25 protein-coding genes and 1 pseudogene are annotated in these 26,085 nt (G+C 66.0%); 14 read left to right on the top strand and 12 right to left on the bottom strand.

Translation table 11 applies throughout. The features are described 5' to 3' along the window. Positions 1-70 precede the first annotated feature (70 nt). From B8W69_RS31960 to B8W69_RS07380, 4 genes and pseudogenes are all read right to left on the bottom strand, one after another. A pseudogene (locus B8W69_RS31960) lies at positions 71-1,174 on the bottom strand (acyl-CoA dehydrogenase family protein); the annotation flags it as partial. Continuing rightward, the gene (locus B8W69_RS07370; RefSeq protein WP_083175175.1) at positions 1,171-2,661 is read right to left on the bottom strand and encodes a class I adenylate-forming enzyme family protein; all 1,491 of its coding nucleotides are present in this window, start codon (positions 2,659-2,661) and stop codon (positions 1,171-1,173) included. The gene B8W69_RS07370 and the pseudogene B8W69_RS31960, both read right to left, overlap by 4 nt. A 25-nt stretch (positions 2,662-2,686) precedes the next feature. Then, on the bottom strand, positions 2,687-3,907 hold the full coding sequence (locus B8W69_RS07375) for a cytochrome P450 (RefSeq protein WP_009953770.1): 1,221 nt from the start codon (positions 3,905-3,907) through the stop codon (positions 2,687-2,689). Positions 3,908-3,933: 26 nt separating this feature from the next. Then, positions 3,934-5,088 (bottom strand): thiolase family protein, encoded by a 1,155-nt coding sequence (locus tag B8W69_RS07380; RefSeq protein ID WP_009953771.1) that lies wholly within the window; start codon positions 5,086-5,088, stop codon positions 3,934-3,936. Between the two features lie 174 nt (positions 5,089-5,262). On the opposite strand from B8W69_RS07380, the gene B8W69_RS07385 reads away from it, so the two are divergent. From B8W69_RS07385 to B8W69_RS07395, 3 genes are all read left to right on the top strand, one after another. After that, positions 5,263-6,762 carry a class I adenylate-forming enzyme family protein gene (locus B8W69_RS07385; protein ID WP_085289238.1) on the top strand — a complete coding sequence of 500 codons (1,500 nt, stop codon included), beginning with the start codon at positions 5,263-5,265 and terminating at the stop codon, positions 6,760-6,762. Positions 6,763-6,795: 33 nt separating this feature from the next. Continuing rightward, positions 6,796-7,098: a hypothetical protein gene (locus tag B8W69_RS07390; protein ID WP_009953773.1), complete on the top strand. Its 303-nt coding sequence runs from the start codon at positions 6,796-6,798 to the stop codon at positions 7,096-7,098. Between the two features lie 69 nt (positions 7,099-7,167). Then, positions 7,168-7,899 (top strand): spirocyclase AveC family protein, encoded by a 732-nt coding sequence (locus tag B8W69_RS07395; protein WP_085289239.1) that lies wholly within the window; start codon positions 7,168-7,170, stop codon positions 7,897-7,899. A 45-nt stretch (positions 7,900-7,944) separates the two neighbouring features. Here B8W69_RS07395 and B8W69_RS07400 read toward each other — a convergent pair whose 3' ends face one another. Together B8W69_RS07400 and B8W69_RS07405 are read right to left on the bottom strand one after the other, a co-directional pair. After that, on the bottom strand, positions 7,945-8,886 hold the full coding sequence (locus tag B8W69_RS07400) for a class I SAM-dependent methyltransferase (protein WP_085289240.1): 942 nt from the start codon (positions 8,884-8,886) through the stop codon (positions 7,945-7,947). 98 nt (positions 8,887-8,984) lie between these two features. Then, a complete protein-coding gene (locus tag B8W69_RS07405) occupies positions 8,985-10,214 on the bottom strand; it encodes an amidohydrolase family protein (protein WP_009953777.1) in 1,230 nt (409 codons plus the stop codon). A 147-nt stretch (positions 10,215-10,361) separates the two neighbouring features. Here B8W69_RS07405 and B8W69_RS07410 point away from each other — a divergent pair, with 147 nt between their 5' ends. Genes B8W69_RS07410 through B8W69_RS30535 form a run of 4 tightly spaced genes read left to right on the top strand, consistent with a single transcriptional unit; the run spans position 10,362 to position 11,945 of the window. Beyond that, positions 10,362-10,973, top strand: coding sequence for a TetR/AcrR family transcriptional regulator (locus tag B8W69_RS07410; protein ID WP_085289241.1), 612 nt, complete (start codon positions 10,362-10,364; stop codon positions 10,971-10,973). Next, positions 10,970-11,410: a pyridoxamine 5'-phosphate oxidase family protein gene (locus B8W69_RS07415; RefSeq protein WP_085289242.1), complete on the top strand. Its 441-nt coding sequence runs from the start codon at positions 10,970-10,972 to the stop codon at positions 11,408-11,410. The genes B8W69_RS07410 and B8W69_RS07415 overlap by 4 nt, the downstream gene beginning before the upstream one ends. Further along, entirely contained in the window at positions 11,403-11,762 is a 360-nt protein-coding gene (locus B8W69_RS07420; protein ID WP_245843163.1) for a hypothetical protein, read from the top strand. The genes B8W69_RS07415 and B8W69_RS07420 overlap by 8 nt, the downstream gene beginning before the upstream one ends. A gap of 36 nt (positions 11,763-11,798) precedes the next feature. After that, positions 11,799-11,945, top strand: coding sequence for a hypothetical protein (locus B8W69_RS30535; protein ID WP_009953781.1), 147 nt, complete (start codon positions 11,799-11,801; stop codon positions 11,943-11,945). Positions 11,946-11,950: 5 nt separating this feature from the next. Here the strand turns inward: B8W69_RS30535 and B8W69_RS07425 are convergent, their stop codons facing one another. Genes B8W69_RS07425 through B8W69_RS07435 form a run of 3 tightly spaced genes read right to left on the bottom strand, consistent with a single transcriptional unit; the run spans position 11,951 to position 14,613 of the window. Further along, entirely contained in the window at positions 11,951-12,979 is a 1,029-nt protein-coding gene (locus B8W69_RS07425; protein WP_085289244.1) for a DUF2889 domain-containing protein, read from the bottom strand. Between the two features lie 10 nt (positions 12,980-12,989). Then, positions 12,990-13,424, bottom strand: a complete 435-nt coding sequence (locus tag B8W69_RS07430; protein WP_009953784.1) for a Zn-ribbon domain-containing OB-fold protein — start codon at positions 13,422-13,424, stop codon at positions 12,990-12,992. 1 nt (position 13,425) lies between these two features. Further along, positions 13,426-14,613, bottom strand: coding sequence for a thiolase family protein (locus B8W69_RS07435; protein ID WP_009953786.1), 1,188 nt, complete (start codon positions 14,611-14,613; stop codon positions 13,426-13,428). Between the two features lie 110 nt (positions 14,614-14,723). Here B8W69_RS07435 and B8W69_RS07440 point away from each other — a divergent pair, with 110 nt between their 5' ends. The 3 genes from B8W69_RS07440 to B8W69_RS07450 are packed head-to-tail and all read left to right on the top strand — an operon-like array spanning position 14,724 to position 17,938. Next, positions 14,724-15,182 (top strand): MaoC family dehydratase, encoded by a 459-nt coding sequence (locus tag B8W69_RS07440; RefSeq protein WP_009953787.1) that lies wholly within the window; start codon positions 14,724-14,726, stop codon positions 15,180-15,182. Beyond that, positions 15,176-16,372, top strand: coding sequence for a thiolase family protein (locus B8W69_RS07445; protein WP_009953788.1), 1,197 nt, complete (start codon positions 15,176-15,178; stop codon positions 16,370-16,372). The genes B8W69_RS07440 and B8W69_RS07445 overlap by 7 nt, the downstream gene beginning before the upstream one ends. 3 nt (positions 16,373-16,375) lie before the next feature. Next, positions 16,376-17,938 (top strand): class I adenylate-forming enzyme family protein, encoded by a 1,563-nt coding sequence (locus tag B8W69_RS07450; protein WP_085289245.1) that lies wholly within the window; start codon positions 16,376-16,378, stop codon positions 17,936-17,938. A gap of 10 nt (positions 17,939-17,948) precedes the next feature. Here the strand turns inward: B8W69_RS07450 and B8W69_RS07455 are convergent, their stop codons facing one another. Both B8W69_RS07455 and B8W69_RS07460 read right to left on the bottom strand, forming a co-directional pair. After that, the gene (locus tag B8W69_RS07455) at positions 17,949-19,247 is read right to left on the bottom strand and encodes a TetR/AcrR family transcriptional regulator (RefSeq protein ID WP_085289246.1); all 1,299 of its coding nucleotides are present in this window, start codon (positions 19,245-19,247) and stop codon (positions 17,949-17,951) included. Between the two features lie 29 nt (positions 19,248-19,276). Next, positions 19,277-19,591, bottom strand: a complete 315-nt coding sequence (locus tag B8W69_RS07460; RefSeq protein ID WP_009953792.1) for a hypothetical protein — start codon at positions 19,589-19,591, stop codon at positions 19,277-19,279. A 121-nt stretch (positions 19,592-19,712) separates the two neighbouring features. On the opposite strand from B8W69_RS07460, the gene B8W69_RS07465 reads away from it, so the two are divergent. Then, entirely contained in the window at positions 19,713-20,912 is a 1,200-nt protein-coding gene (locus B8W69_RS07465; RefSeq protein ID WP_009953793.1) for an amidohydrolase family protein, read from the top strand. Here the strand turns inward: B8W69_RS07465 and B8W69_RS07470 are convergent. Further along, a complete protein-coding gene (locus B8W69_RS07470) occupies positions 20,909-22,063 on the bottom strand; it encodes an acyl-CoA dehydrogenase family protein (RefSeq protein ID WP_085289247.1) in 1,155 nt (384 codons plus the stop codon). The two genes, B8W69_RS07465 and B8W69_RS07470, sit on opposite strands and share 4 nt — an antisense overlap. 220 nt (positions 22,064-22,283) lie before the next feature. On the opposite strand from B8W69_RS07470, the gene fdxE reads away from it, so the two are divergent. The 3 genes from fdxE (at position 22,284) to B8W69_RS07485 (ending at position 26,084) form a co-directional block, all read left to right on the top strand. After that, a complete protein-coding gene (gene fdxE, locus B8W69_RS07475) occupies positions 22,284-22,478 on the top strand; it encodes a ferredoxin FdxE (RefSeq protein WP_009953795.1) in 195 nt (64 codons plus the stop codon). A 76-nt stretch (positions 22,479-22,554) separates the two neighbouring features. Then, on the top strand, positions 22,555-24,849 hold the full coding sequence (locus B8W69_RS07480; protein WP_085289248.1) for an acyl-CoA dehydrogenase family protein: 2,295 nt from the start codon (positions 22,555-22,557) through the stop codon (positions 24,847-24,849). Positions 24,850-24,893: 44 nt separating this feature from the next. Then, complete coding sequence (locus B8W69_RS07485) at positions 24,894-26,084, top strand: acyl-CoA dehydrogenase family protein (protein WP_085289249.1); 1,191 nt, start codon at positions 24,894-24,896, stop codon at positions 26,082-26,084. Position 26,085: the final 1 nt, after the last annotated feature.

Below are 26,085 nucleotides of genomic sequence, written 5' to 3' on the forward strand. Positions count from 1 at the left end.
AAGCCGGCGGCTGAGTCGACGGGTCCAGCGTCGATAGCCGGTCCCAGTGCTGGCCCGGGGCGCCGAGGAGCACCTCGTCCGTGCGGGCGCGCCGGAAGTACAGGTGTGCGGAATCCTCCCAGGTAAAGCCGATGCCGCCGTGAATCTGGACGTTTGCCTTAGTCGCGTTGCGCAGCGCCTCTGAGCAGACCGCCTTGGCCATGCTCGCCCGCCAGCCCGCTTCGCCGGCGGCCGCGGAGTCCGGATCGTCGAGAGCTTCCAGGGCCGCCTGTGAGGCCGAGCGCGCCCACTCGAGATCGACCAGCATGTCGGCGCACTTGTGCTTGATGGCCTGAAAGCTGCCGATCTGCCGTCCGAACTGCTCACGCGTGCGGGCATAGTCGGTGGCGATCTCGAGCACCCGCTCGCAGGCGCCGACCTGTTCCGCCGAGAGCACCGCCAGCGCAATGTCGACGTTGCGGTCGACGACGTCGCCAAGGGGTGCGTCGCCGGACAGCCGCAGCGCCGGCGCCGAGCTCAGCGTGATGGTGGCCATCGGCCTGGTGCGGTCGAGCACGCGTTCGGCCTCCGCGACGACGCTGTCAATAGTCGGGTCGAGCAGGAACACCGCCGGCTCGCCATCTTCGTCGATGGCGACCACGACGAGGTCGTCGGCAACGGAGCCGCCCAGCACGTGGCGTACTGTGCCGTCGATGTTCCAATCACCCCCGGCGCGAGCGGCGCGCAGGGTCACCGCGGACCGTCGCCACAACCCGCCGTCGCCGGTAAGGGCTGCGGCGGCGGTGCGGCGACCTTCGATGAGCCCGGTGAGTCGCTTGTCCGCGTCCGGGTCGCGCTCGGTCAGGTCGAGCAGCAGGCCGGTGGCCAGCACCGTGGAACTGACGAACGGCACCGGGGCCAGCGCGCGGCCGAGTTCGTGGGCGACCACACCCAGCGCGGACACTCCGTAACCTGCGCCGCCCAGGTGTTCGGGCAGCGCGATGCCGGCCACCCCCACCTGATTGCACAGCACGTCCCACAGCACCGTGTCGAAGCCGGAATGCCCGTCTCCGCCGCCGCGGTTGCCCTCGGCGTATGCGACGGCGCGCACTCGGTCCTCGGATGCCAGTCGCTCACAGGCGGAGCGCACCGATTGCGCGAGTTCCTGACGCTCGTCAGCGGACAACGCCGTCATCGGGTTCCTCCTGCGATCTGCCGGGCCAGCTCGGACTTGGCGACCTTGCCGAGCCCTGTCAGCGGGAACTCGTCGACGAGGACGAGCCGCTCGGGCCACTTCTGCTTCATCAGCCCGCGTTGGTCGAGGAACGTGCAGAGTTCATCGAGGGTGACGTCGCGATGGCGTGGCGAACGGCGCACGACCGCGCATACCAACTCGCCGCGCAGTTCGTCGGGCTGGCCGAGCACGGCGATCTCGTCAACCAGGGGGTGGGCCAGCAGTTCGTTCTCGATCTCGTCAGGGGCAACGTTCTCGCCCTTGCGAATGATCAAATCCTTGGTGCGGCCGGTGACCACGATGCGCCCGTCCGGGCGAAGGTGGCCCCGGTCGCCGCTGCGGAACCACCCGTCGGCGGTGAGCGCATCGGCCCACTGGTCGTGCTGCAGGTATCCCGCTGTCAGGTTGGCGCCGCGCAACTCGATCTCGCCGTTCGCCCCGATCCGCACCTGCGATCCAGGGATGGGCCGGCCGGCGCTGTTGGCCAGTTGCTCGTCGGTGTCGGTGGCCTCGCTGACGCAGATCATCGGCGCCTCGGTCATCCCGTAGGCATGCACGACGGGTACGCGTAGGTGTTCACGCACCTGCTTGTGCACCTCGGGCGGACACGGGGCACCCCCGCCGATCAGCATCCGCAGCGACGGCACCAGCAATTCGGTTGTCGGCGCGGCCATCTGGGCGGCCAGCAGCATCTGGTAGAACGCGGTGCTCGCTCCGGTCACCGTCACCTGATGTTCGGCGAGCACCCGGGGCAGGTCGGCTGCGGAAACTTTGGGGATGAGCACCACGGGAAAGTCGCCGAACAGAGCGGTGGCGAGGTAGACCATGCCGCCGATGTGTGCGATGGGAAAGGCGATCGTGCCGACTTCCCGCGGATGGCTGCCCACGCCGAGATGCGCGACATAACCGCGGGCGGCGCTGAGCAAGGTGGCGTCGGAGTGGCGGACGGCTTTCGGGCGGCCGGTGGTGCCCGACGTGAAGTACACCCAGCGCGGCTCCGCTGCGGAGGGGAGCGCTTCGTACTCGGCGCTTGTAGCCGGTGACGTCTGGAGTCGGCGGACAAGGTCGGCAGGCACCGTGATTGTCGGTAGCCCTGGTGCGGCATTGGCGGCCGTCGACTCATCAACCAGCAGGATGTCAGCGCGCGCGACGTCGACCGCCGCGCACACCTCGCGGCACCGATAGAGGTGTAACACCGGGGCCTGCACAACGGGCATGCGGGCCAGCGCCAGCATCACCACCGCCGCGTTGACGTGTGAGGGTAGCTGCCAGGCGACCGTCATGCCGGGACGTACACCGGCATCTGTCAGCCATCCCGCGGCAGCCGAAGCCAGTCCGGCGACCTGCGACACGGTGAGTGTCTCGCCGTCGACGTCGCGTAGCAGCGGACGATCCGGCCGGCCGGCGGCACACTCGTCCAGCAGCCCGGCGATGGTGCCAGCCGTCACCGCGTTCTCCCGTCCCGGCCGGCCGTCAGCCCACCCGCGGCCCGGGCGTGAAACTGACTGGCAGTTCGCGCACGGCGTACACCTCGCCCGCGTCCTCGAACAGTTTCGCCTCACCGGCCAACTCGAAGTCGGGTAGCCGCTTGAGCACCTGGGTGATCATCACGTCGAACATCAGCTTGGCATAGTGCGAGCCAAGGCAGCGGTGCATGCCCACACCGAAAGCCATGTGCTTCTTGGCATTTGGGCGATCGAGGTCGAGTTCGTCGGGGTTCTCGAACATTGCGGGGTCACGGTTCGCCGCAGCCCACATCAGGATCGCCCGGTCGCCCTGGCACAGGTGTTGGCCGTGAAAGTCGGCGTCGCGCGAGACGGTGCGCGCCAGGCCGAGCGTCGGCGTGTACAGGCGCAGCAGCTCATCGGTGGACTTCTTCACCAGGCTCGGATCAGCGGTGAACTTGGCGCGCAGCTCGGCGTCCTTGCACAGCCGCAACAGCACATTGGCGGTGAAGCCACTGGTGGTGTCCATACCACCGAGCATCATCAGCACGGTGTACATGGTGATCTGGCCATCGTCGAGCGGTTCGCCGTTCAGCGTCCCGCGCAGGATGTCGCTGAACAGGTCATCACCGAGTCCCTCGGCCCGACGCTGCTCCATGTGCTTGACGATCTCGCCGAACATCTCCATCCCCGCGATTCCGGCCTTCTCCGGGTCATGGGCACGGTCGTGCACAGTGGTGTGCACCCAGCCGACCCAGTCCATGAACCGCGACTCGTCGAAGTTCAACAGCCGCAAGATCAACCGCGCCGGCAGCGGCGTCGTAAGCTCACCGACCAGGTCACACTCACCGCGCTCGATGAAGGCGTCGATCGCCTCATTGGTCATCTCGATGGCTGACTCACGAAACCGTTCCGCCGAACCCGGCGAGAACCGCTTGAGGGTGACCTCGCGCAACTCCTGGGTCTCGGGAGGATCCGACTCGATCGGCAGGATCGGCAAGGGCAGCTCACTAGCGGGCACACCGACCGAGGGGAAAGAGTTGAACAGGTCGTCGTCGCGGGCCGCTTCGAAAACCGATGCGTAGTCGACCAGCGCCCAGAAGCCTTCGTAGTGCTCGGAATGTGCTACTGGACAGCCTGATTCGCGCATCTCACGGAACCGGCCGTAGGGGTCATCGCGAAACTCGGGCGAGTGGTGGTCGAGGTCGACCTCGGCGCGCGGGCGCGATTCCGCCTGGGTGTCGGTCATCGGCAGTACTCCCTTCGGGATGGCGGCTACTTGGACAAGATGGCGACGGCTGCGGTTCCGGGTGCCCCGTACAGCTGGGCCAGCCCGACCTGCGGATCGTTCGGCACCTGACGGTCACCCGCGATGCCACGCAACTGCTGGACCAGCTCGTAGACCTGACGTAGGCCGGACGCGCCGACCGGTTCGCCGTTCGCCAGCAGGCCGCCGTCGGTGTTGATAGGCAGCCGTCCGCCGATCTTGGTGGCGCCGTCAGCGAGCAGCGCCTCCTGTTCGCCGTCCTTGCACAGCCCCGTCTCGGCCATGTGGATGATCTCGGAACCCGAGTCGGTGTCCTGCAATTGCGCGACGTCGACGTCCTCGGGACCTATCCCGGCCAATTCGTAGGCGGCGCGGGCGGCCTCGGCGGTGGTGCCTGGCACGATCGGCAGCTCGATCGAGGTACGCAGCAGTTCGTAGGCGCCTTCGCGGCGGCTGCGCAGCGCGGTGGAGCGCAGGTAGATCGGAGAGTCGGTGTACTGCTTGGCTTTATCGGCCCGGCACACCACGACGGCGGCGGCGCCTTCGTTCGGGTTGCAGTACATGTATTGACGCAGCGGTGCGTTCACGACCGGAGAGCTCAGGATCGCGTCGACGCTCATCGGCTTGCGGCGCCATGCATGCGGCGCCAGCGCTCCGTTGTCGAAGTTCTTGGCGGCAACGCGGGCCAGGGTCTCCTCGGTGATGCCGTGATCGTGCATGTAGCGCATGATCTTGGTGCCGAAGTAATGCGTGGTCAGGAACATGCCCTGATCGCCGTACCACTGCGGCAACCCCGATACCGACGGGTCGGCGCCGAAGGCGCCGCGCGGATGCTTGTCCAGCCCGACGCCGACCGCAATGTCGGCTTCGCCGAGTTGGACGTCTCGGGCGGCCAGGGTCAACAGCGAGTTTCCGGTCGCGCAGCCGCTCAACGTGGCCCGCGCCGGGAGGCCAGTCATCCCTGCCAACCCCGTCACCGCCTCGGGATTGGCCACCTCGAGGCTGCCCGCATACAGGCTGCCCACGTCGGACCACGCCACCCCGGCATCGCGCAGTGCCCTGCTGATCGCCACGGCGCCCATCTCCAGTGCCGACCGGTCCTCGTACCGCCCGAACGGGTGAAGGCCGACACCGATGATGGCGATCTCGGGCCTGCTGCTCATTGTGTTCCCTTCAGCATGCGTCACTGTCGAACCCGCCGTCGACGGGAGCGCGCGTTGACTCAGATACCACTAAGCCTATAACTATATATCTGATTAGTCGGTGCGGGTCTAGAATCGGGTCGCTACGCACTAACGGCGTTAGGGCATCAACTCGCAGGTGAGGGCTGAGGGGCGTTGAGTATTTCGTTGCTGCTGGAGATGGCGGCGTCGGGTGATCCCGGCCGGGTTGCCGTGGTGGACGGCGACATTCGATTGACCACTGCCGACCTCGGCGAGCTCGCCGGCGGCGGTGCAGGTGTTATCGCCGCATCCGGGGCATCCCATGTCGCTTACGTCGGCACCGGCGGAGCACTACTCCCGCTGCTGCTGTTCTCTTCGGCGCGCGCGAACACGGCGTTCACGCCACTGAATTATCGGCTGAGTCCAGAGGGGCTGCGCGAACTCATCGATCGGCTGGCCTCGCCGTTGGTCGTGGTCGACGCCGAGTACCGCGATATCGTGGCCGGTTTCGGCCAGCCGGTGATGACGTCCGACGAGTTCATCGAGACCGCGCGATCCACCGAGCCCGTCTCGGTCTTCGCCGACCCCGACGACGTGGCGGTCGTGTTGTTCACCTCGGGTACCACGTCGCGGCCCAAAGCCGTTGAGCTGACTCACAACAACCTGACCAGTTATGTCACCGGCACTGTCGAATTCGGTTCCGCCGATCCCGCCGATGCGGCGCTGGTGTGCGTCCCGCCATATCACATCGCGGGGGTCGGGGCCGCATTGTCAAACCTGTATGCCGGACGGGCGATCGTGTACCTGCGCCGGTTCGATCCGCACGAATGGGTTCGACTGGTCCGCGACGAGCGGGTCACCACCGCAACGGTGGTGCCGACCATGCTGTCCCGCATCGTGGCGGTCCTCGAGCAGCAGTCTGCCGAGCTTCCGACGCTGCGCAACTTCGCGTACGGCGGATCGAAGGTGGCGCGACCCCTGGTCCGAAGGGCGCTCGACCTGCTACCGCAGGTCGGCTTCGTCAACGCCTACGGGCTGACCGAGACCAGTTCGACCATTGCGGTGCTCACACCCGAGGACCATCGCCTGGCCCACGAGGCGCGAGACGACGCCGTCGCCCGTCGACTGACTTCGGTCGGTCGACCGGTCCCCGGCATCGAGGTGCAGATTCGCGCGGAGGACGGCACCGTGCTAGGGCCGGGCGAGACGGGTGAGCTGTTCGTTCGCGGCCCTCAGGTCTCGGGCCGTTACACCGAGATCGGTTCGGTGCTCGATGCGCAGGGGTGGTTCGCGACCAGGGACGTCGCGATGCTGGATGAGGATGGCTACCTGTTCATCGGAGGGCGGTCCGACGACACCATCATCCGCGGCGGCGAGAATATCGCCCCGTCGGAGGTCGAGGACGTGCTCATTGAGCACCCCGATGTCCGCGAGGTTGTCGTCGTCGGGCTGGATGACGCCGAGTGGGGGCAGGCCATCGTAGCGGTGATCGTGCCCGAGTCAGGCACCGCGCCGGCACCTGAGCAGTTGCGCGAGTTCGCCCGCAGCAAGCTGCGCGGGTCCCGCACGCCGGACCGCATCGTGTTCCGGGATGAGCTGCCGACCACGCCGACCGGCAAGGTGCTGCGCCGGGAGATCCTCGAAGACCTCAAGCCGGCGGCAGCCGAGCACTGAATCCGTCTCCCAGACAACAACAAGGAGTCCGACATGATCAAGAACGGCACGCGCATGCAGAGCCAGGTGTGTGACACCCAGGTGATCGTCGTCAAAGCCGCTGAGAGCCTGGACGATCTGCGTTGCGGGGGCCGGCCCATGCTGCCGCTGGACGCCGAGCGGCCTGCCGACGCCGCGCCCGACCCAGCCTTCGCCGACGGCAGCACGATGGGCAAGCGGTACGTCGACGACGGCGACGCCGAGGTGCTGGTCACCAAGGCCGGCGCCGGTTCACTCAGCGTCGGGACGACGCCGCTGGTGCTCAAGGAAGCCAAGCCGCTGCCGGCGAGCGACTGATAGACAATGACACATCTAGGCCGCGGCGCGTACGCCGCTGGGCCGTTACCTCCGTCGAACGTCCCGTGGATGGTGGAGGTTGGCGGGTGGATCGCCTTCGGCCTGGTGGCCGTGTTCCTGCTCTACCGCTGGCGCAAGAATGGCCGGCCCGACACGGCTGCGCTGCTGTTCATCGGGTGCTTCACCATGTGGTGGCAGGAGTTCTACGCCGACTGGGGTGCTTACCTGTACTACAACCCGGATCTGGAGCTGCTGCCCTGGGGAAAGACCCCGTACACCACCCCCAACAAACCGGTGTACGTGCTGGCCGGCTACGGCTGGTTCTTTGCCGGCGGATTCGCAGCCGTGTTGAACCTGTTCCGATGGTTCCGGCGTCGCTATCCCTCAGCGAACTACCTTGCCGCCCTGGCGATCACCGTGTTCGTTCCGTTCATCCTCTGGAACTTCGTGACGGCGGACGGAGTTTCCTACGTGACGAACTGGTTCCAGTACCTGGAATCGATCGGACCGACCATCCACACCCACAAGGGTGGTCTGCAGCTGATCTATCAAGGTGTCCCGCTGGCCATCTTCGCCGTCGCAGTGGTCGCCAGCCTCGACCGGCGCGACGTCGCCGGGCGCACGTGGTTCGAGCGGATGCTGGGCGTGCGACCCGTCATCACCAGCTGGGCGCAGCGCGCACGCCAGGTCGTCGCCTGGATCGTCGGGATGAACGTCCTGTACGCGGTGTTCCTGACCCTCCCGCTAGTGATCGCGCGCATCCTGTTCTTCCCAGACAATCCCTGGGTGCCCAACCCGTGACGTCCGAGCAGGCGATCGATGCGTGGATCGCCAATCACGGTCACCTCAGCGCAGCCGGCCTTCGACGAACACGCTTTCCGGGACGGCGGCATCGAGGCCTGCCGGGACGGCTCGGTTGCTTGCGGCCATCAGATCCTTTGCGCTCGTCGCAGCGGTGACAGTCCAGCCATGCGCTTGCAGCCAGTCGACGACCTCGGTTCGCTCTTCTTCATAGAGCAGGTTGCCAGACTCGGTAATGTCTTTGCCGCCCAGCCTGATTGCGGCCTGTCGGTAGCGTTCCGTCTGCTCCTCGCGGCGCGCGAAACTCTCTGGGCTGAAGAACTCGTTGGTGAACGCTTCGACCGCGACACGGCTCCCGGGAGCGCTGAGCGACTGGATTCGATCGAACAACAGGCCCTGGGCATCGGCTGTTAGATAAGGCAACAGCCCTTCCGCCGACCACGCCGTCGGGGCCGACGCGTCAAACCCGGCCTGCGCCAGTGCCTTCGGCCAATCCAGACGGAGGTCGATGCCGACGCTGACATGAGAAGCGATCGGGTCGACCGCATGCGATTTCAAGGTGCCGATCTTGAATTCCAGCACCTTCGGCTGATCGATCTCGTAGACCACACACCCAGCCGGCCAGGCGAGTCGCCAGGCGCGTGAGTCCAGACCGGCCGCCAGGATCACGATCTGCCGGATACCTTCGCCGGCCGCCGCCAGAAAGTAGTCGTCGAAGAACTTCGTCCGGCACGCCGTATAGCCCAGCATCGCCTGCATCCGGTCCTCGAATTGTGGATCGGCACCGACCAATTCGGCCGGTAACTCATCGTCCAGATAAACCCGCCAGATGCCGTCGCCGGCCGCTTCGAGGAACAGTTTTGCGTAGGGATCGCTGATCAGCGGATCGGCGCTTCTGGTCTCCGCGGCCCGCCCGCCGGCAACCCCTAACGCGGTAGCGCCGACGCTCTCATTGATGTCCCACGTGTCATTGTCGGTTCTGGCCATCACGGTCCCTTTCGTGGCTCTCGGCGAAACGAGCTATTCCGAGCCTACCCGAAAAGTTAGCCGTGCTTACTAAATGGACCATTAGCGCTGCGTGTACCTCAGGCGTTCGCCAATTGCGGGGGCTTGACGGCCTCCGGGTCGGGGTTGGCGATCGGCAGCCCCATGAAGCGACGGGCGTTGTCACCCATGAAGTCATAGGTGCGACGCTCGTCCATACCCTCGGCGTACTGCCAATAGCGCTTCGGCTCCGCCAAGCCTTCGGGATGCGGCCAATCCGAGCCGAACATCACCTTGTCCCATCCGACGGTCTGCACGACGTCGGCCACGGAACCCTCCCAGAACGGGCTGACCCAGATGTTGCGTCGGAACACGTCGTGCGGATGCTCGGGGAAATTCTGCGGCATCTTGCCGTATGTCGACTGCAGGTCGTCGAACAGCGGCTTGATCCACGCGCTGCCGTTCTCGACGCTGGCGATCCGCAGCTTCGGGAATCGGGTCAACGTGCCGTGGCAGATCAGGCTGGTCAACATGTCGGCGATCTCTCGGTGGCCCAGCGCGGTCCACTTGAACGCCGACATCTCGAACGCGCTGCTGGTCGACGGCGGCTCCCACCTGTCGATGTACTCCTGCAGCGGAGGTTGGCTGGCGTGCAACACGATTGGCAGACCTGCGTCCTCGACGTCGCGCCAGAACGGGTCGAACTCGGGAAGCGCGGGGGAGCGCCACCCCTTGTAGCCATTCACCGGCGCCGGCTTGATCAGCGCGACCTTGGCGCCGTTGTCGAGGATGTACTCGAGTTCGCGACGCGCTTCGTCCACGAGTCCCAGGGTGAGTACCGGTGTCGAGTAGACGCGGTTGGCATGGCTGAACCCCCAGTGCTCCAGCATCCATTGGTTCAGCGCATGGATGATCGCCACGGTCAGGTCGGGATCCTCGGCGGCCGAATGCTCGACCAGATTGGCCAGCGTGGGGTAGTTCAGGCACGCGTCGACGCCCTGGCGGTCGAGTTCGGCAATTCGGTCTTCGGGGTTGCGCGCTCCCGGGGGGGTGTCGATGCCGCGGCCGGACATCTCTCGCATCGACAGGCCCTCGGGGTTCTGACCCGAGTAGAACTTCTCGTGCGCGCCGGGGGCCGCGACCCGTTCGAACGTCGGGTTCGGCATGTAGTCGGTGATCTTGTTCAGGATCGCGATGCGGGTGTGCCTGCCGATCTGGACGAACTGCACCTTGGGCTGGAACTCCTTCGGCAGATATTTCGTCAGCGCATCGGGGGTCTCATACATGTGCTGATCGGCATCGAAGATCGGTGCGTCGGTGAACTGCGTCATCGTGGTGCCTCTCGCTATTCGACTTTGGGCTTGGCTATGAGCTTCGCCTAACTTGACACTTGTGTCAAGTTCAGATGATTCCACGCCATGATTCGTCGAATAGGTGCATTGATTGCAGTTGACGGCACTGTCATATAAAGTCGCCGCATGACGGTGACCTCGGCTTCGGCCGCCGAACGGGAATCGGACCCCACCCGCGGTGAACGCACCCGCGCGGCGATCCTGAACGCCAGTCGCCGTCTGTTTCTGGAACGCGGCTACGCAGGCACGCCGATCAACGCGATCACTGAGGCGTGTGGCATCTCTCGGGCCGGCTTCTACACCTACTTCAAAGACAAGCGCGAGATCTTCAACGTCCTCGGCAAGAACGCCTACCGCGAAGCCCTAGCCGTCATCGGGGAATGGGCCGAGGCCGACGCAGCGTTCGGCCCAGCCGACATCCGGGCCTGGGTCGGTCATTACTTCGACTACATGGATCACCACGGTGCGTTCGTACTCGCTTCGGCGCAGTCGGCGCCCGACGACGACGATTTCCGAAACTCCCGCAACCGCATGGTGACTCGGGCGTCGTGGAAGCTTGGCCAGGCGATTGCCGGAAACGGCACACACTCGCCAGACGTCATCGGCGTCGCGGTGATGGGGCTGCTGGACCGCGCCTGGCACACGGTGCACCGGCAGACCGTGGCCGTCGACCGCCACGAGATGATCGCGGTGGTCGCGGAGATGATCGTCGCGATGGCAACGCCTCTCGCGTCGTGACCCCGCTGTCGCTCGACGCGCCGGACGTCATCGAGCTCCTCCATGCCCACCACCGCGTGTTTCTCTTCTGCCGCGATGGCGCCGGACGTCCGATCGGCTACGCCATGCGTTCGGTCGCCTATCGCTCCGCCACCCGCTGCCTCTACTTCGCCACCTACGCCAAGAGCGCCAAGGTCCGACACCTGCGCTCCGCTCCCGAAGTCGCCTGCTTGGTCGGCGACCACGAGGGTTGGGTCTCTGTTTGCGGTCATGCATCCGTCTACCAACCGTCCGCAGCCGAGGTCGACGAACTCATCGGCGAAAGCTCACCGGATCAACGCGTGCCGGAGGCGGTCGTGACGAACGTCCGCGACCGCCTCCTCAGCGGCAAGCGGTGCTTCATCGGCCTGACGCTCAACCAGATCCGCGCCGCCGATCTCCCCGATCGACGTGCCTAATCCGCGCAGCTCCGGCCCGATTGCGATGGCCGAGGACGAACTAGCCGAGTTTTTGGCGCAAGGGCCGTCCGGCGCGATCTGTGTCGTCGACACCGACGGCCAGTTGCTGGCGCTACCGGCGCGGGTGGTCGACTTCGATTCCGCCACAATCGCCGTCATCGTTGACGGTGTGAATAGTGAGGCCGCACAACGCGCTGAAATCCAGGCGTGCGTGGTGGCTGACACCTTCACCGCCTATCGGGACATTCGCGGTGTGATCTCGCAGGGAACAGTGATCTGGCCACCCGCAGCGAATCACGTGACCACGCTGACGGTTAGCCGCACACGGACGTTCTCGTTCGCCAACGCTTAGAGGATTGAGCGCCGGGATTCTGGCTATTCAGTAGCCATGTCAGGATTCGATACCAGCCAACCGATCACCGACGAGGCGTCCCTCGAGGACATCGACGAGGTTGACGGCGCGACCAGGCCGAAGTCGGCCACACCTCCCGCTCAACCCGACGAGCTGGGTGACGCGACGCCGGGCCCGCGCTGACGCGCTCAGGCTGCTTTCACTAGGCGTATCAACGCCTCAGCGTCGGCGGCGCTGCGCAGCAGGTCGTTGAGGTGGGTGCACGTACTGGTGCCCGATAGTTCTCGACGCACACGAAAGTGCAGTTCCTGCAACGTCATTCCGGTGATTCGCGCAGCGCTGGCGACGGCTCCGGGGCATTCCTGCCACGGCAGCACGCGCGGTGTGGCCCGCGAATCGACGATGACGCCGGTCTCGGTGTCCACGACGGCGTCCAGGGTGTACTCGTGGATGATCGTCTCCACCCCGTCACCGCGCACGTAGGTGTCGCGGAACATCGCATCGATGCCGACCCGCCGAGCGCTCTCTTCATAGACGTCGACGCGCCGTCTACGGCGCATGGCGTGGCGCGGCAAGGCCGCCACTTCGTGCCAGGCCCAGGGGTCCCCAGGATCTTGGCCGTGGTCGAGGTCGGGAGCCGCCGGGCCGGTGACGATCACCGGATCGCCCGCCTCGAAGGACGTCATTAGCAGACCCCCGGTCGCGAAACCCGCACACTGGTCTGCGACCGGCAGGTAGTATCCGGACTTCGCGACGTCGCCGAGCAGGTTGGATGCCGACAGCGCGTGGCCGGAGATCAGCGTCGCGACCGGAACGTCGTCGAGCAGCGTATAGCGCAGATCGCGGGCTTGCCGCAGCTCGGGAGCCACCTTGTCGGCCGCCGCGCGAAACCCGCTCATCGCGGGCGCGCCCGCCAGCCGGGACATCGCGGCGACGGCTGGCGTCACCTCGACGTGACGGACGACGCGGGCGACCAGCTCGATGGTGGCCGAGAGTGTCGCGGAGCCGAGTTCGGTCGCCGTTTCGTCGCCGGCTGTCCACAGATCGCGCGCCCGCCCACTCAGATACACCGGATCCAGCGAGCCCTCGTCGCGGGTCATGTCGATCGAGGTGGTCCGGCGCGCGGATCGCGGCCGGCGCGGCGGATTGCCGGTCGTGGGTTCGTGCACGCCGTGCAGGGGATGAAGCCCGAATTGCGGAGAGCCCAGGTCCGTCACCGAATGGACTCTAACTCTCCTCGGCCGGTCGGAACGCGAACGTCAGCAGCGACTGACCGTCGGCGGTCTCCAGGGTGGTGGTGGTCGAGACCAGGCGCTGGCCGATGCGCAGTTCGTCGGCAGTCGCGTCGACGATCAGCGTCTCCACCAGCACGCCCTCGGCCAGCTCGACGAAGCCCACCACATACGGCTGGAACACTTTCGGATCCCGATTGCCCTTGTAGGGTAGCGGTGGCGGGAACTCCTGCGTCGTATAGGTGTACAACGTTCCCGCGGTGGACAATTCGATCGGCTCGATGTCCTGCTGAATGTCGGAGTCGCCGTCGAACAGCTCGGGCCGCTCTGCAGGGAACTTCACCGCACCCGACGAACGCCTGCGCGACGCGAACAGCACCGCACGGCCGCCGTCGACCCGGAACAGTCCCTCGGTGATCAGTGCGGTCATCTCAGGCCACCTCAATGACCATCGCGGCACCCATACCACCGCCGGCGCACATTGACAGCACGCCGATACCCCCACCGCGCCTGCGCAATTCGTAGATCGCCGAGGTGACCATGCGGGCGCCGGTTGCGGCGATCGGGTGGCCCAGGCTGATGCCCGAGCCGTAGACGTTGACGATCTCCTCGTCGAGACCGAGTTCGCGCGCACACGCCACCGCCTGAGCGGCGAACGCCTCGTTGATTTCGAATAGTGCGACATCCTCGAGCTTGCGGCCCGCCAACTCGAGCGCCTTCGGGATAGCTTTGATCGGCCCGCTGCCGGTCCGCGTCGGGTCCAGTCCGACCTGTGTCCAGGACAGCACGCTTGCCAGCACTTCCTGCTGGGTGTCCGGGCTGGCCAGCGCGACCACTGCCGCGGCATCGTTGATCCCGGAGGAGTTTCCTGCCGTCACGGTGAAGCCTTCGATCTCAGGATGCAGCACCTTCAGCCCGGCAAGCGACTCCATCGAACTCCCGCGCCGTGGATGCTCGTCCTCGGCGAAGGTAATCACGCTGCCGTCGGCCTGGGGCACCTGGAGCGGGATGATCTCGTCGGTGAACGCCCCGGTGTCGATGGCCCTGATCGCGCGCTGATGGCTGCGCAGCGCCCACTTGTCCTGGTCCTCGCGGGTGATCCCGTACTGAAGGTTGCAGTTGTGCGCGACGGTGATGGACATGTCCATGGCGGGCGCTTCCGCAGTCGGCGGATGCGACTCGGGGAACCACTGCGCGTAGTCCTCGGGCGACTTGCCTGCGGTGAAGAGCTTGCGCTTCTGCATGATTGGGCCGGTCGACAGCGACTCCATACCGCCGGCCAGGATGGCGCGGCTCATCCCGGACGCGATCTGCCCGGCGCCCACGGCGATGGCCGAAAGACTCGATGCGCACTGGCGGTTCACGGCGAGCCCGGGAATGTCGAGCATGCCGAGGGCCACCGCGATGTAGCGGGCACTGTCGCCGCCGCCCTGCATGCTCTCGGCCAGCACCAGGTCGTCGAAGTCCGCCGCGTCCAGTCCGGAGCGTTCGACGACGGCCTGCACGACGGGTTTGGCGAGCTCGATCGCGGGCATGTTGGCCAGCGTGCCCTTGCGCGCCGTTCCGATCGGTGTGCGGGCAGCGGCCACGATCGCTGCGCGGGACGTGGTGGTGGCCATGTGTCTCCCAAGATCGTTAGAGTTGACGGGCTGCTTGCCCGACGAGCGAGGCCAGTCTATACCGTTAAATAGATATCGGTATATCGGCGCAGGCGACGTTGGGAGCAGCGGTGAAAATGATCAGGTCCGTGGACGATGCACTCGCGACGATCGGTGAGGAACTGGGCGTCAGCCGGTGGGTGGAAATCGACCAGAGCCGGATCGACGCCTTCGCCGACGTCACGATGGATCATCAGTGGATCCACGTCGACGTCGAGAAGGCCAAGGCCGAAAGTCCTTACGGCGCAACGATCGCGCACGGCTTTCTCACGCTCTCGCTCATCCCCGGTGTGAGCAAGGACAACTACCGCGTCGAGAACGCCAAGATGGGCATCAACTACGGCCTGAACAAGGTGAGATTCCTGTCCGCGGTCACCGCCGGTAGCCGCATCCGAGTCCGGTCCGAGCTCGCCGACGCCACCAAGGTCGCCGACGATACCGTGAACCTGACCGTGCGACACACCGTCGAGATCGATGGAGTCGACAAACCGGCCGCCGTGGCCGAACTGATCGCGCGGTTCGTATGGTGACCGGTGGTCCGTTCGACGGCAAGGCCGTCCTGACCGGAGCGGGTAAGTCGCAGGTCGGCCGCAGGCTGGGCCGGACGGGATTGGACCTCACCCTCGAGGCGGTGCTGCGGGCGATCGCCGACGCCGGGCTGAGCGTCGACGACGTAGACGGGATCGCGAGTTACCCGGGACCGGGTGTGCCGGACGCGGGGTTCTCCGGAGCGACCGTCCAAGAGGTCCGCAACGCACTCGGACTGCGCACCCGCTGGTACGTCTCCGCGATGGAGACAGCGGGGCAGATCGGCCCGGCGATCGAGGCGTGCATGGCGGTCAGTCTCGGGCTGGCCAACCACGTCGTGGTCTACCGGTCGGTATGGGAATCCACCGCCGCGCAACAAGCCGGCGGCGGTCGGGCCTCGGTGCTGTTCGGCGGCGGGGAATTGCCCCCGCACCTGGAATGGACGGCGCCCTTTGGCGCACTGTCGGCGGCGAACTGGCTGGCGATGCCCGCCCAGCGCTACATGCACGACTTCAGCCTGACGCGCGAGCACCTCGGCCGCATCGCGATCAACGCCCGCACCAATGCCGGACTCAATCCCGATGCGGTCTATCGCGAACCGATGACGATGGACGACTACCTCGGTGCGCGGATGATCTCCGAGCCGCTGTGCCTCTATGACTGCGATGTGCCCTGCGACGGCGCCACCGCCGTGATCGTGTCGCGCCGTGACGCCGCCAACGGCCTGCCGCGACACCCGCTGACGGTGGAGTCCGTCGGGCCCGGGATGTTCGAGCGGGCGACCTGGGATCAGCGCGGCGACATCACCACGATGGCGGCGCACGATTCGGCGGCCACGCTGTGGGAGCACACCACCCTGACTCCCGCCGATGTCGACATGGCCCAGCTCTACGACGGCTTCTCCTTCCTGACCGTCATGTGGCTGGAAGCGATGGGCTTCTGCGAGCACGGCAAGGTCGGCGAATTCGTCGGCGACGGTTCGTCTATCGCACTGGACGGTTCGCTGCCGATCAACACCAGCGGCGGTCAACTCTCCGGCGGGCGACTGCACGGAATGGGCTTCCTGCACGAGGCATGTGTGCAGTTGTGGGGCGAGGGCGGCGATCGGCAGGCGCCCCGCACCCCCGAGGTGGTGGCAGTCGGTGTGGGCGGCGGGCCGGTGGCTGGATCGATGCTGCTGAGTAGCCGGTAACTCATGTCGAGGGCCGAAGTCGACGACATGACGCTCGGTGACATCGTGACCGACAACGCAGTCCGCTTTCCCGACGTCGTCGCCTACCGGTACGGCCAGCGCACCGTGACCCACGCACAATTATGGGACCGGGCGGTCCGATTGGTGTCGGCGATGGCCGCGGCAGGGGTGAGGCGCCAGGACCGCATCGCAGTGTTGAGCCGCAACAGCATCGAGTTCGGCGAACTGAACGCGGCCGCCCAACTCGGCGGAATTATCATGGCCACCATCAACTTTCGGCTTTCGCCTCCCGAGATGGATGATGCGCTGCGGCGCGTCGCCCCGTCGATCGTGTTCTGCGCCGCCGAGTTCGTGCCGGTGATCGGCGATCTCATCGCGGATATGCCGTCGCCACCGATGTTGGTGGTCATCGGCGGACAAGCTCCGCAGGGGATCACGGGCTACGAACGATTTGTGGAGGAAGGCCGTAGCGGCGAGCACGAGTTCGTGGCCCGGCCCGACGACATCGCGTACCTGCTGTTCACCAGCGGCACGACCGGCGCATCCAAGTGCTGCATCCTCGGACAGCGAGAGATGCGCAGGGTCGCATTCACCATGAACAACGAGATGCGTTGCGGCAGCGCCGATCGCGGGCTGATCAACATGCCGATGTTCCACTTCGGTGCGCTCGGGATTATCGGTGGGCTGCATGCTCGAGGCGGAACCGTGGTGCTGCAGCAACAGTTCGACGCGGCCGATGCGGTGCGGCTGATCGCCGACGAGCGCATCACGGTGCTGCATCTGGCGCCGGTCATGCTCAGGGCGCTCCTCGATGAGGTGAGTGATCGCTTGGCGGTGGAATCGGTTCGCACGGTGGTCTATTCGGCCGCGCCGATGACCGCGGCTATCCTGCGGCGGGCACTCGCCGTTCTGCCGGACGCGGGTTTCCTCAACCTTTACGGACAGACGGAAGTCATTGTCTCTGGACTGCCACGGGAACTGCACATCCTCGACGACCCCAACGCTGCCGAGCGGCTGAGCTCGGTTGGCTTCCCATTTCCCGACACCCGGGTACGTGTGGTCGATGCGGACGGTGGCGTCCTGCCCGTGGGGCAGGCAGGTGAGATCGTCGTGCGGTCCGACTCGATGTTCCGCGGCTACTGGCAGGACGCGGCGGCGACGCAGGCGACGCTGCGGGACGGGTGGTGTCGCACCGGCGACATGGGTCGACTGGACGAGCGCGGGCTGCTCTATTTGATGGACCGCAAGAAGGACGTGATCATCAGCGGCGGGGAGAATATTTATTCGCCCGAGGTCGAGGATGCGGTCAGTGCGGTTGACGGGGTGGCCGCTTGCGCCGTCGTCGGGGTGCCCGACGACAAGTGGGGCGAGGCGGTCTGCGCCGTTGTGGTGCCGCGCGGCGGTGCGTCGCCGACGCTGGAAATGGTGCAAGAGGGGGTCCGGCAGCGGTTGGCGCGCTACAAGGTGCCTCGTCGACTGGTGTTGGTCGCCGATCTTCCTGTACTGGCCAGCGGCAAGGTGGACAAGAAGCGACTGCGCGCCGAGCTGAAGGCCGCCGCCGGCTGAGCTCCTGTGTTCACGCTTCACGCAGGAGCGAACGGCGCAACAGCTTGACCATCAACTCAGCGGCCTGCTCGTCGCTGTTCGGTCCGCTAGCCCCCGTCGGCTCGGACATCCGGCCCAGGACCGCCACGAACACCGCGCCTGCCACGTCAGCGTCGATGCCGGGCGGCAGGTCGACGGTGGACAACAACGCGGCAACCGCCTGGAAAATCGCGCCAATACCGTGGTCCACATCGGCGTTGGAGAGCTGTTCTGCGACCGTGCCGTCGAACCACGCCCGGATCACGCCGCGGTAGGTGCGATGGAATCGGACGTAGCCAAGCATCCATTCGGTCAGCGAATCCGCGGCCTTGGCAGGCAGGGCGGCGGCGTGCTTCTCGATCTCGGCGACCGCTCGGCGGGTCAGTTCGGCCAGGATCTTGTCCTTGGTGCTGAAGTACCGGTACAAGGTCGCGCGGCTGACATCGGCGGCGGCCGCGATCTCCTCCATGCCGATGGCGTAGTAGCCGCGTTCGGCGAACAACGCCGAACTGACCGACAGCACATCCTGCGGAATCGGCGATCCCGACGCCTCGACGGCCGCCGGTGTCGCCGCGGCATAGTCGAGGGCGCGGGGCGTGGTTCGTGCGCATCCGTCTCTTGCCGGTGCTACCACCTGCAACACGTCGGCTGGGGTCTCGGGGAACAGCATCAGCTGCAATGCACCGGTCAACGACCACGTCACGGTCGCGCGAGCGGGCAAAGGGAGCATGTCCCGGTACCGGTAGAGGTGAACCATGTGGGGGATCCGCCCGAGTGCTGCGGCCGCATCGTCGGCTTCCAGATCCCGCAGGCGTGTCCGCCGCAGCCGATCGGTGACGGTCTGATGGAACTGGGCGGCGGCCGAGCTGGCATCGATGACGGCCAACCCGGTGGCCGTGCCGATGCCCGGAAACTCGGCGAACACCGCGGCGTGGGCGTCGTAGATATCCGCCCATGCGACGAGCCAACGGTGCAGCGCATCCACTCCGTCGACTGTCGGGCCGAGTTCACCGAGGTGTTTACCGTGTGCCAGCACATCGCGTTCGGCCAGCGCACTCAGTTCGCGGAAGATCTCTTCCTTGCCCGCGAAGTATTGATACACGGTCGCACGAGAGGCGCCGGCCGCCCTCGCGATGGCGTCAAGTGAGGTGGCGTGAAATCCGTTGGCCAGGAACACTTCCGCGGCGGATCCGAGTATGCGCTCGCGGGTGTGCAGGCCGCGGCGTCCCACACCGTGATTGGCGGCGGGGGCATAGCCGGAGCGCCGCAACTTGTCGGGAGTGCGAGCCATGTGTGAATTATCCGTACGCGCCGACACGCTCATCGGGCCGACGGCGCTCCGGGCAGGTTGCGCTTGGCTTTGCCCGGATAGCCGAAGAACTTCTCGAAGTTGGCGTCGTTGATGGGCTGCGCGCTGTTGCGGGCTGCAGCGGACCGCAGTGCATCGAGGCGGGCCTGGGCCTTCTCGAGCGCCTCGACCGGCCCGGATTGCTGCAGGCCTTGCACCTCTCGCGCAGCCGCGGCGATTTCCAGGCGCAGTCGTTCGCCCGCTTCGCCGAAGGTCAACAGGTCGTGGTCGTCTTCATCGACCTTGTTCCGGCCTGCGTCTTCGGCGGGTCGGTCCGTGGATTCCATGTCGCGCCTCTCAACTGCTGGACGAATGTGGCATGTGTCATATAGTCTGTGAGACGAACCGTCAGAAAACAAGACGATATGTCAGAAAAATACGACCGCTCGTCAGATGCGAAGGAGCATCATGCCGCTTCAGGATGACCACCAGATCGTGTCCGTTGATGACCACTTGGTCGAGCACCCACGCGTGTGGCAGGACAGGTTGCCGCAGAAATACCTCGAACAGGGCCCGCGCATCGTCGAGGAAAACGGCATGCATCTGTGGCACTACGACGGTCAGGTCTTCCCGACCATCGGCCTGAACGCGGTCGCCGGCAAACCGCCCGAGGAGTGGGGCATGGATCCCGTCCGCTACGAGGACATGATTCCGGGCTGCTACGACCCCGTCGCGCGGGTCGCCGACATGGACCTCGACGGTGTGCAGTCGGCATTGTGCTTCCCGTCGTTCCCGGGATTCGGCGGCGGCACGTTCCAGCGTGCCGAGGACAAGGACCTGGCACTGTTGTGCGTCAAGGCGTGGAACGACTTCTACATCGACGAGTGGTGCGCGGTGGCGCCCGAGCGCTACATCCCGCTGGCGATCCTGCCGACATGGGATATCGACGCATGTGTGGCCGAGGCAGAGCGCGTCGCCGCCAAGGGTGCGCGCACGATCTCGTTCCCGGACAGCCCGGTGCCGCTCGGTCTGCCGTCATTCCACTCCGATCACTGGGACGGCTTGTGGCGGGTCTGCTCAGACGCCAAGATGCCGGTGTCGCTGCACTTCGGGTCCGGCTCGTTCGTGCCGGGTTTCTCGTTCTCGACGATCAAGCCGGTCCCGGGTCAGATGGCGGTGCCCGACGCACCGTTCGCGGTCGCGACGGCACTATTCTCCACGAACCTGATGTGGTCCACGGTCGACCTGCTGTTCTCCGGCAAGCTGCAGCAGTTCCCGGATCTCCAGATCTCGCTCGCTGAGGGCGGCATCGGTTGGGTGCCTTACATCCTCGAGCGAACCGACTACGTGTGGGAGCGGCACCGCTACTACCAGAAGATTGACTTCGACACCCGGCCTTCGGATCTGTTCCGCAAGCACTTCTGGGGATGCTTCATCGACGACGAGCACGGCCTGACGAACCGGCACAGCATCGGCATCGACCGGATCATGCTCGAGATCGACTTCCCGCACAGCGATTCCAACTGGCCGAACTCGCGCAAGCGGGCAGCCGAGGTCCTTGCCGACGTACCCGACGACGAGTGCAGGCTGATCGTCGAGGAGAACGCCCGCCGGATGCTCAACTTCCCGCGGGTGGGTGCGGTCGATCGGCAACTCGCCGGCGTCTAGAGTTTGCCCCGCGAGACCAGCTGTGCGGCAATGACGTTGCGCTGTATCTCGTTGGTGCCTTCGCCGACGATCATGAGAGGTGCGTCGCGGAAGTAGCGCTCGACGTCGTATTCGGTGGAATAGCCGTAGCCGCCGTGAATTCGGACGGCGTTGAGCGCGATTTCCATGGCTACCTCCGACGCGAACAGCTTGGCCATCCCGGCCTCCATGTCGCATCGCTCACCGCTGTCGTATTTCTCTGCGGCGTAGCGGGTGAGTTGGCGCGCCGCGGTGAGTTTGGTGGCCATGTCAGCCAGATAGTTGCCGACCGACTGGTGCTTCCAGATCGGTTGGCCGAAGCTCTCCCGCTCCTGCGCGTATTTCAGCGCGTCTTCCAGTGCTGCGCTCGCCACCCCTAGCGCCCGCGATGCAACCTGAATCCGGCCCGTTTCGAGGCCTTTCATCATCTGGGCGAATCCTCTGCCTGGTTCATCTCCGAGGATCGCCGAGGCCGGTACGCGGCACTGGTCGAACGACAGCTCGCAACTCTCCACGCCCTTGTAGCCCAGCTTGGGCAGGTCGCGTGAGACGGTCAGACCCTGACCGTGTTCGACCAGGACTATCGAGATGCCCTTATGGCGTGGCTCGGCTTGTGGATCGGTCTTGCACAGCAGTGCGATGAGGCCGGACCTACGCGCGTTACTGATCCAGGTCTTCGCGCCGTTGATCACCAGCTCGTTGCCCTCGGCTCGTGCGGTGGTCGTCATCGCCTGCAGGTCGGAGCCGCCACCAGGTTCGGTGAGCGCCATCGTGGCCCGCATCTCCCCGCTCGCCATGCGTGGCAAGTACTTCTGTTTCTGTTCTTCGGTGCCGTACAACGAGATCAGCTTGGCGACTACGGTGTGTCCGCCCATCGCGCCGGCCAGGCTCATCCAGCCACGGGCCAACTCCTCGGTCACCTTCACATAGCAGGGCATCGATACCGGTGAACCGCCGTATTCCTCGGGCACGGCAAGCCCGAAGATTCCGATCCGCTTCATCTGCTCGATCCACGCTTCCGGGTACTCGTTGGCGTGCTCGACTGCGCGGACCGTGGGCTTGACGTCGCGGTCGACGAAGGCCCGCACGGTTTCGACCAGCATGGTCTCTTCATCGCTGAGCGCGACTGTCATTGCAGCTCCTATCGAACATAGATGTCAGAACCAAGTGGAACATAGCCCGGTTGATCGCCACAAATATCCACTGACTCTGCGATATGAGTCAGGAATATGTATCGACACAAGTGTCAGAATAAGTGTGGACTAGAGGTGTGTCGAAATAGCTAAAGCTTTAGCCTTATGCTGAAAACTTGGATGAGACCGTACGCCTGGACGGTCGAGCGGAGGAGGTCGTATGAAGGTTCGGCTCGAGCAGTCGAAGTGCGTGGGCCATGCCCAGTGTTACGCCGTCGACCCGGATTTGTTCCCGATCGACGACTCCGGCTACTCCATCCTGGGGGAGCGTGAGGTGCGACCGGAAGACGAGCAGCTCACCCGCGACGGGGTAGCGGCATGCCCCGAGCTTGCTCTCATTCTCGAAGACGGCTGACGGGCGCGCTTGCCAAGCGGCTGCATTAACCGGCACACTCCAGACATAGTTAACCAAGTTGACTTTGTGGAGTGCCATGCAGACTGCTGATTGGCGGCCGCGTCTCGAGTTGCTGCTCGCCGAGTTTCGTCGTCGTCAGGCCGACGTCGCTCGGTCGGGCGTTGAACCCGACCGGATCGAGTTCGCCCGCGCTTGGCACGCCGAACTCGTCGACCACCAGCTGGCTGCGCCTGGGTGGCCCCGCGAGGTCGGTGGACTCGACCTATCGCTGGCGGATCAGCTGGACTACTACCGGATGACCACGGATGCGGGTGTGCCACCGCATCCGTGTCCGCTGTCGTTCATCCTCGCCCCCACGCTCATCGCGCACGGCACCCAGCAACAGAAGGATCGCTTCCTCACACCGCTGCTGCGCGCGGATGAGTTCTGGTGTCAAGGGTTTTCCGAGCCTGGGGCGGGCAGTGACCTGTCGTCGCTGTCCACCCGCGCGGTCCGCGACGGCGACGTGTACCGGGTGACGGGGCAGAAGGTGTGGACCACGATGGCCGATCGCGCCGACTGGATGTTCGCGCTGGTGCGGACGGGGTCGGGGGGCAAACCATCGGACGGGATCACCTATCTCTTGATCCCGATGAAGAGCCCCGGGATCACCGTGCGTCCCCTGCGCGACATCAGCGGCGCGGCGCATTTCGCCGAGGTCTTCCTCGACGATGTCGCGGTGCCCGTCGAGAATGTGGTCGGCGACGAGGGCGCGGGGTGGTCGATCATGCGCACATCGCTGGGCCACGAGCGTGCCACCGCCTTTCTGGCCGACGAGTTCAAGTACCGGCGCACGGCCGACCGGGTGATCGACCTTGTCGTCGCACAACGGCTTGACGACGACCCGCTGGTCCGCCAGGACGTTGCTCGGCTGGAATCCGGGGTCCGCACCATCGCAGCCAACAGCGCCCGCGCGCTGGCCGCGGTTCTGCGCGGCGAGGATCCCGGCGGTATGGCGTCGGTGAACCGATTGGTGAAGTCGGAGTTTGAGCAGCACATGCATGCGCTCGCCCTGCGCGCGGCCGGTCCCTATGCGGCGCTGGGCAGCCGCGCACCCGACGCCGTCGACAAGGGGCGTTGGACGTTCGGCTATCTGATGAGCCGTGCGACCACGATCGGTGCGGGCACCGCGGAGATCCAACGCAATACCATCGCCGAGAGCGTGCTCGGGCTGCCGTCACACCGCGGCGAGGGCACCCGGGAAGCGGCCGTCACGCCCGGCGACCCGCTCACCGTGCCCGAGGAAGATGAACGCGAGCTGCGCGAGGTGCTGGCGGCGACACTGCAGGCCAAAGTGGACGAAGCAGCATTGCTCGACCGCAAGCGTCCCGTCGATGCGGCCGAGCCCGAAGTGTGGTCGGCGCTCGTCGAATTCGGCCTACCGGGCCTTGCTGTCGATGAAACCTTGGGCGGCGCCGGCGCCCGACCGCGGTTGCTGTACACGGCCGTCGAAGAGGCCGCCAAGGCATTGGCCCCGGCGCCGCTTGTCCCGACCGTGATCGGGCTCGACGTCGCGTTACATTGCGGCGCAAAGGCTTTGGTTAAGCGAATCACGGGCGGTGCAACGGCGGCGTTCGCCGTACCCGTCAACGACAGCGGCTGGGTGACCAGCGGCCCCGAGCTGCCCGAGTGGGACGGAACTGGTCTCTCCGGTGTGGTCCCGATCGTGGCGGGAGCACCACACGCCGAGGTGCTCGTGGCATTGGCTCGCGTCGCAGCCGGGGTGGGTGAGGTATTGGTGGCCGTCGACGCGTCCGCCGACGGCGTTGAGGTGACGGCCCAGCAGCCGCTCGACCTCACCGGCACCGTCGGCGCGGTGACCTTCAGCGGGGCGGCGGGGGAGGTGCTGGCCGACGGAACCGATGTGCCTCGGATGTTGGCCGCGGCGCGCCGCCGGGCGGCCCTGGCCGTGGCCGCGGATTCCGTTGGGGTTGCGTCGCGCGCGCTGGCGATGGCCGTTCAGTGGGCACGCGAACGGCATCAGTTCGGCCGCCCCATCGGCAGCTTCCAGGCCGTGTCGCACCGGTGCGCCGACATGCTGGTCGCACTCGAGGGCGCCCGCAGCCAGATCCTCGAGGCCGTCGAGTCCGACCTCGAGGAGTCGGGTTACCTGGCGGATTTGGCCGCCGCGGCCGCCCTCGATGCCGGTGTCGCCGCCACCGAGGGTGCGTTGCAGATCCACGGCGGCATCGGCTTCACCTGGGAGCACCCGATCCATTTGCTGCTGCGCCGCGCTCGGGCCAACTCCGTGTTGGTTGGCCGTGCCGACGCGCTGCGAGACCGGGCGGCCGGCGAACTGTTGGCGCCGTACCGACAACGGCGCTCCGAATAACGTTGAGGCGCTGAGACGTTCGTAATCAACAGGAAGACGGAAACGTGGAATACGGAATGGGTCCCGAACTGGAGGCCTTTCGCGCGGAGGTGCGGGCTTTCATTGCGGAGCATGCACCGCCCATACCGCCGCGGGCGGGCGTGCGCAGCGCTGAGAATGAAGCCGAGCTCAAGGCGCTTCAGGATTGGACGGCGCGTCTGTTCGAAGCCGGCTACGTCGGCGCCGACTGGCCCGTGGAGTTCGGCGGCCGCGATGACCGCTCCGCTGAACACGCCATCGTGGTGGGCGAGGAGCTGGCCCGGGCCGCGGTGCCGGGGGTGCCGAGCGGTAACGCGCTGGCATCGCATGCGCTGATCCACTGCGGCACCGATGACCAGCGCCGCAGGCATCTGCCCGAGATCCGCGCGGGTCGACAGCTGTGGTGCCAATTGTTCAGCGAGCCCGGTGCAGGAAGCGATCTGGCGTCGCTGCGTACCCGCGCTGTTCTCGACGGTGATACCTATACCGTCAACGGGCAGAAGGTGTGGACCACCGACGGACACTGGGCCGACTACGGATATCTGTTGGCGCGCACCGATTCCGACGCCCCCAAGCACAAGGGCATCAGTGCGTTTATCCTCGACATGTCCAGCCCGGGCATCACGGTGCGCCCGCTGCGCGAGCTGACCGGCACCTCGGACTTCAACGAGGTCTTCTTCGATTCCGTCGAGGTGCCGGCCGAGGCGATGATCGGAGAACCGGGACAGGGCTGGGCGATCGCAAACGCCACGTTGGGGCATGAACGTACCAGCGTGGGCGCCGCGGTCGTCAAGTTGAGGCTGGCCATTGAGGCATTGGTGCAACTCGCCTCGCACGTCACCGTCGACGGTCGCCTCGCGATCGACAACGACCGTATTCGTGATCGGATCGGCGAGTTCAGCGCCGAGGTGGAGGCGCTGTCCGCGCTGACGTACGCCAATCTCACGCGTTGGCTGCGTGGCACCGAGCGCATGCACGACGGCGCGATGGCCAAGCTGATGTTCAGCGAGCTGAATCTCGAGATGGCACGCTTCGCAGTCGAACTCGGCGGCGAGGCAGGCGTTTTAGTGGAGGGCGACCCGGACGTTCTCGACGGCGGTCGCTGGCAGGACGAGTGGTTGTACGCTCGGGCCTACACCATCGCCGGCGGCAGTTCGGAGATCATGCGCAACCTGATCGCCGAGCGGGGCTTGGCGCTGCCGCGGGATCGGCGCTGAA

The organism is Mycolicibacterium vulneris (assembly GCF_002104765.1).
Taxonomy (GTDB): domain Bacteria; phylum Actinomycetota; class Actinomycetes; order Mycobacteriales; family Mycobacteriaceae; genus Mycobacterium; species Mycobacterium vulneris.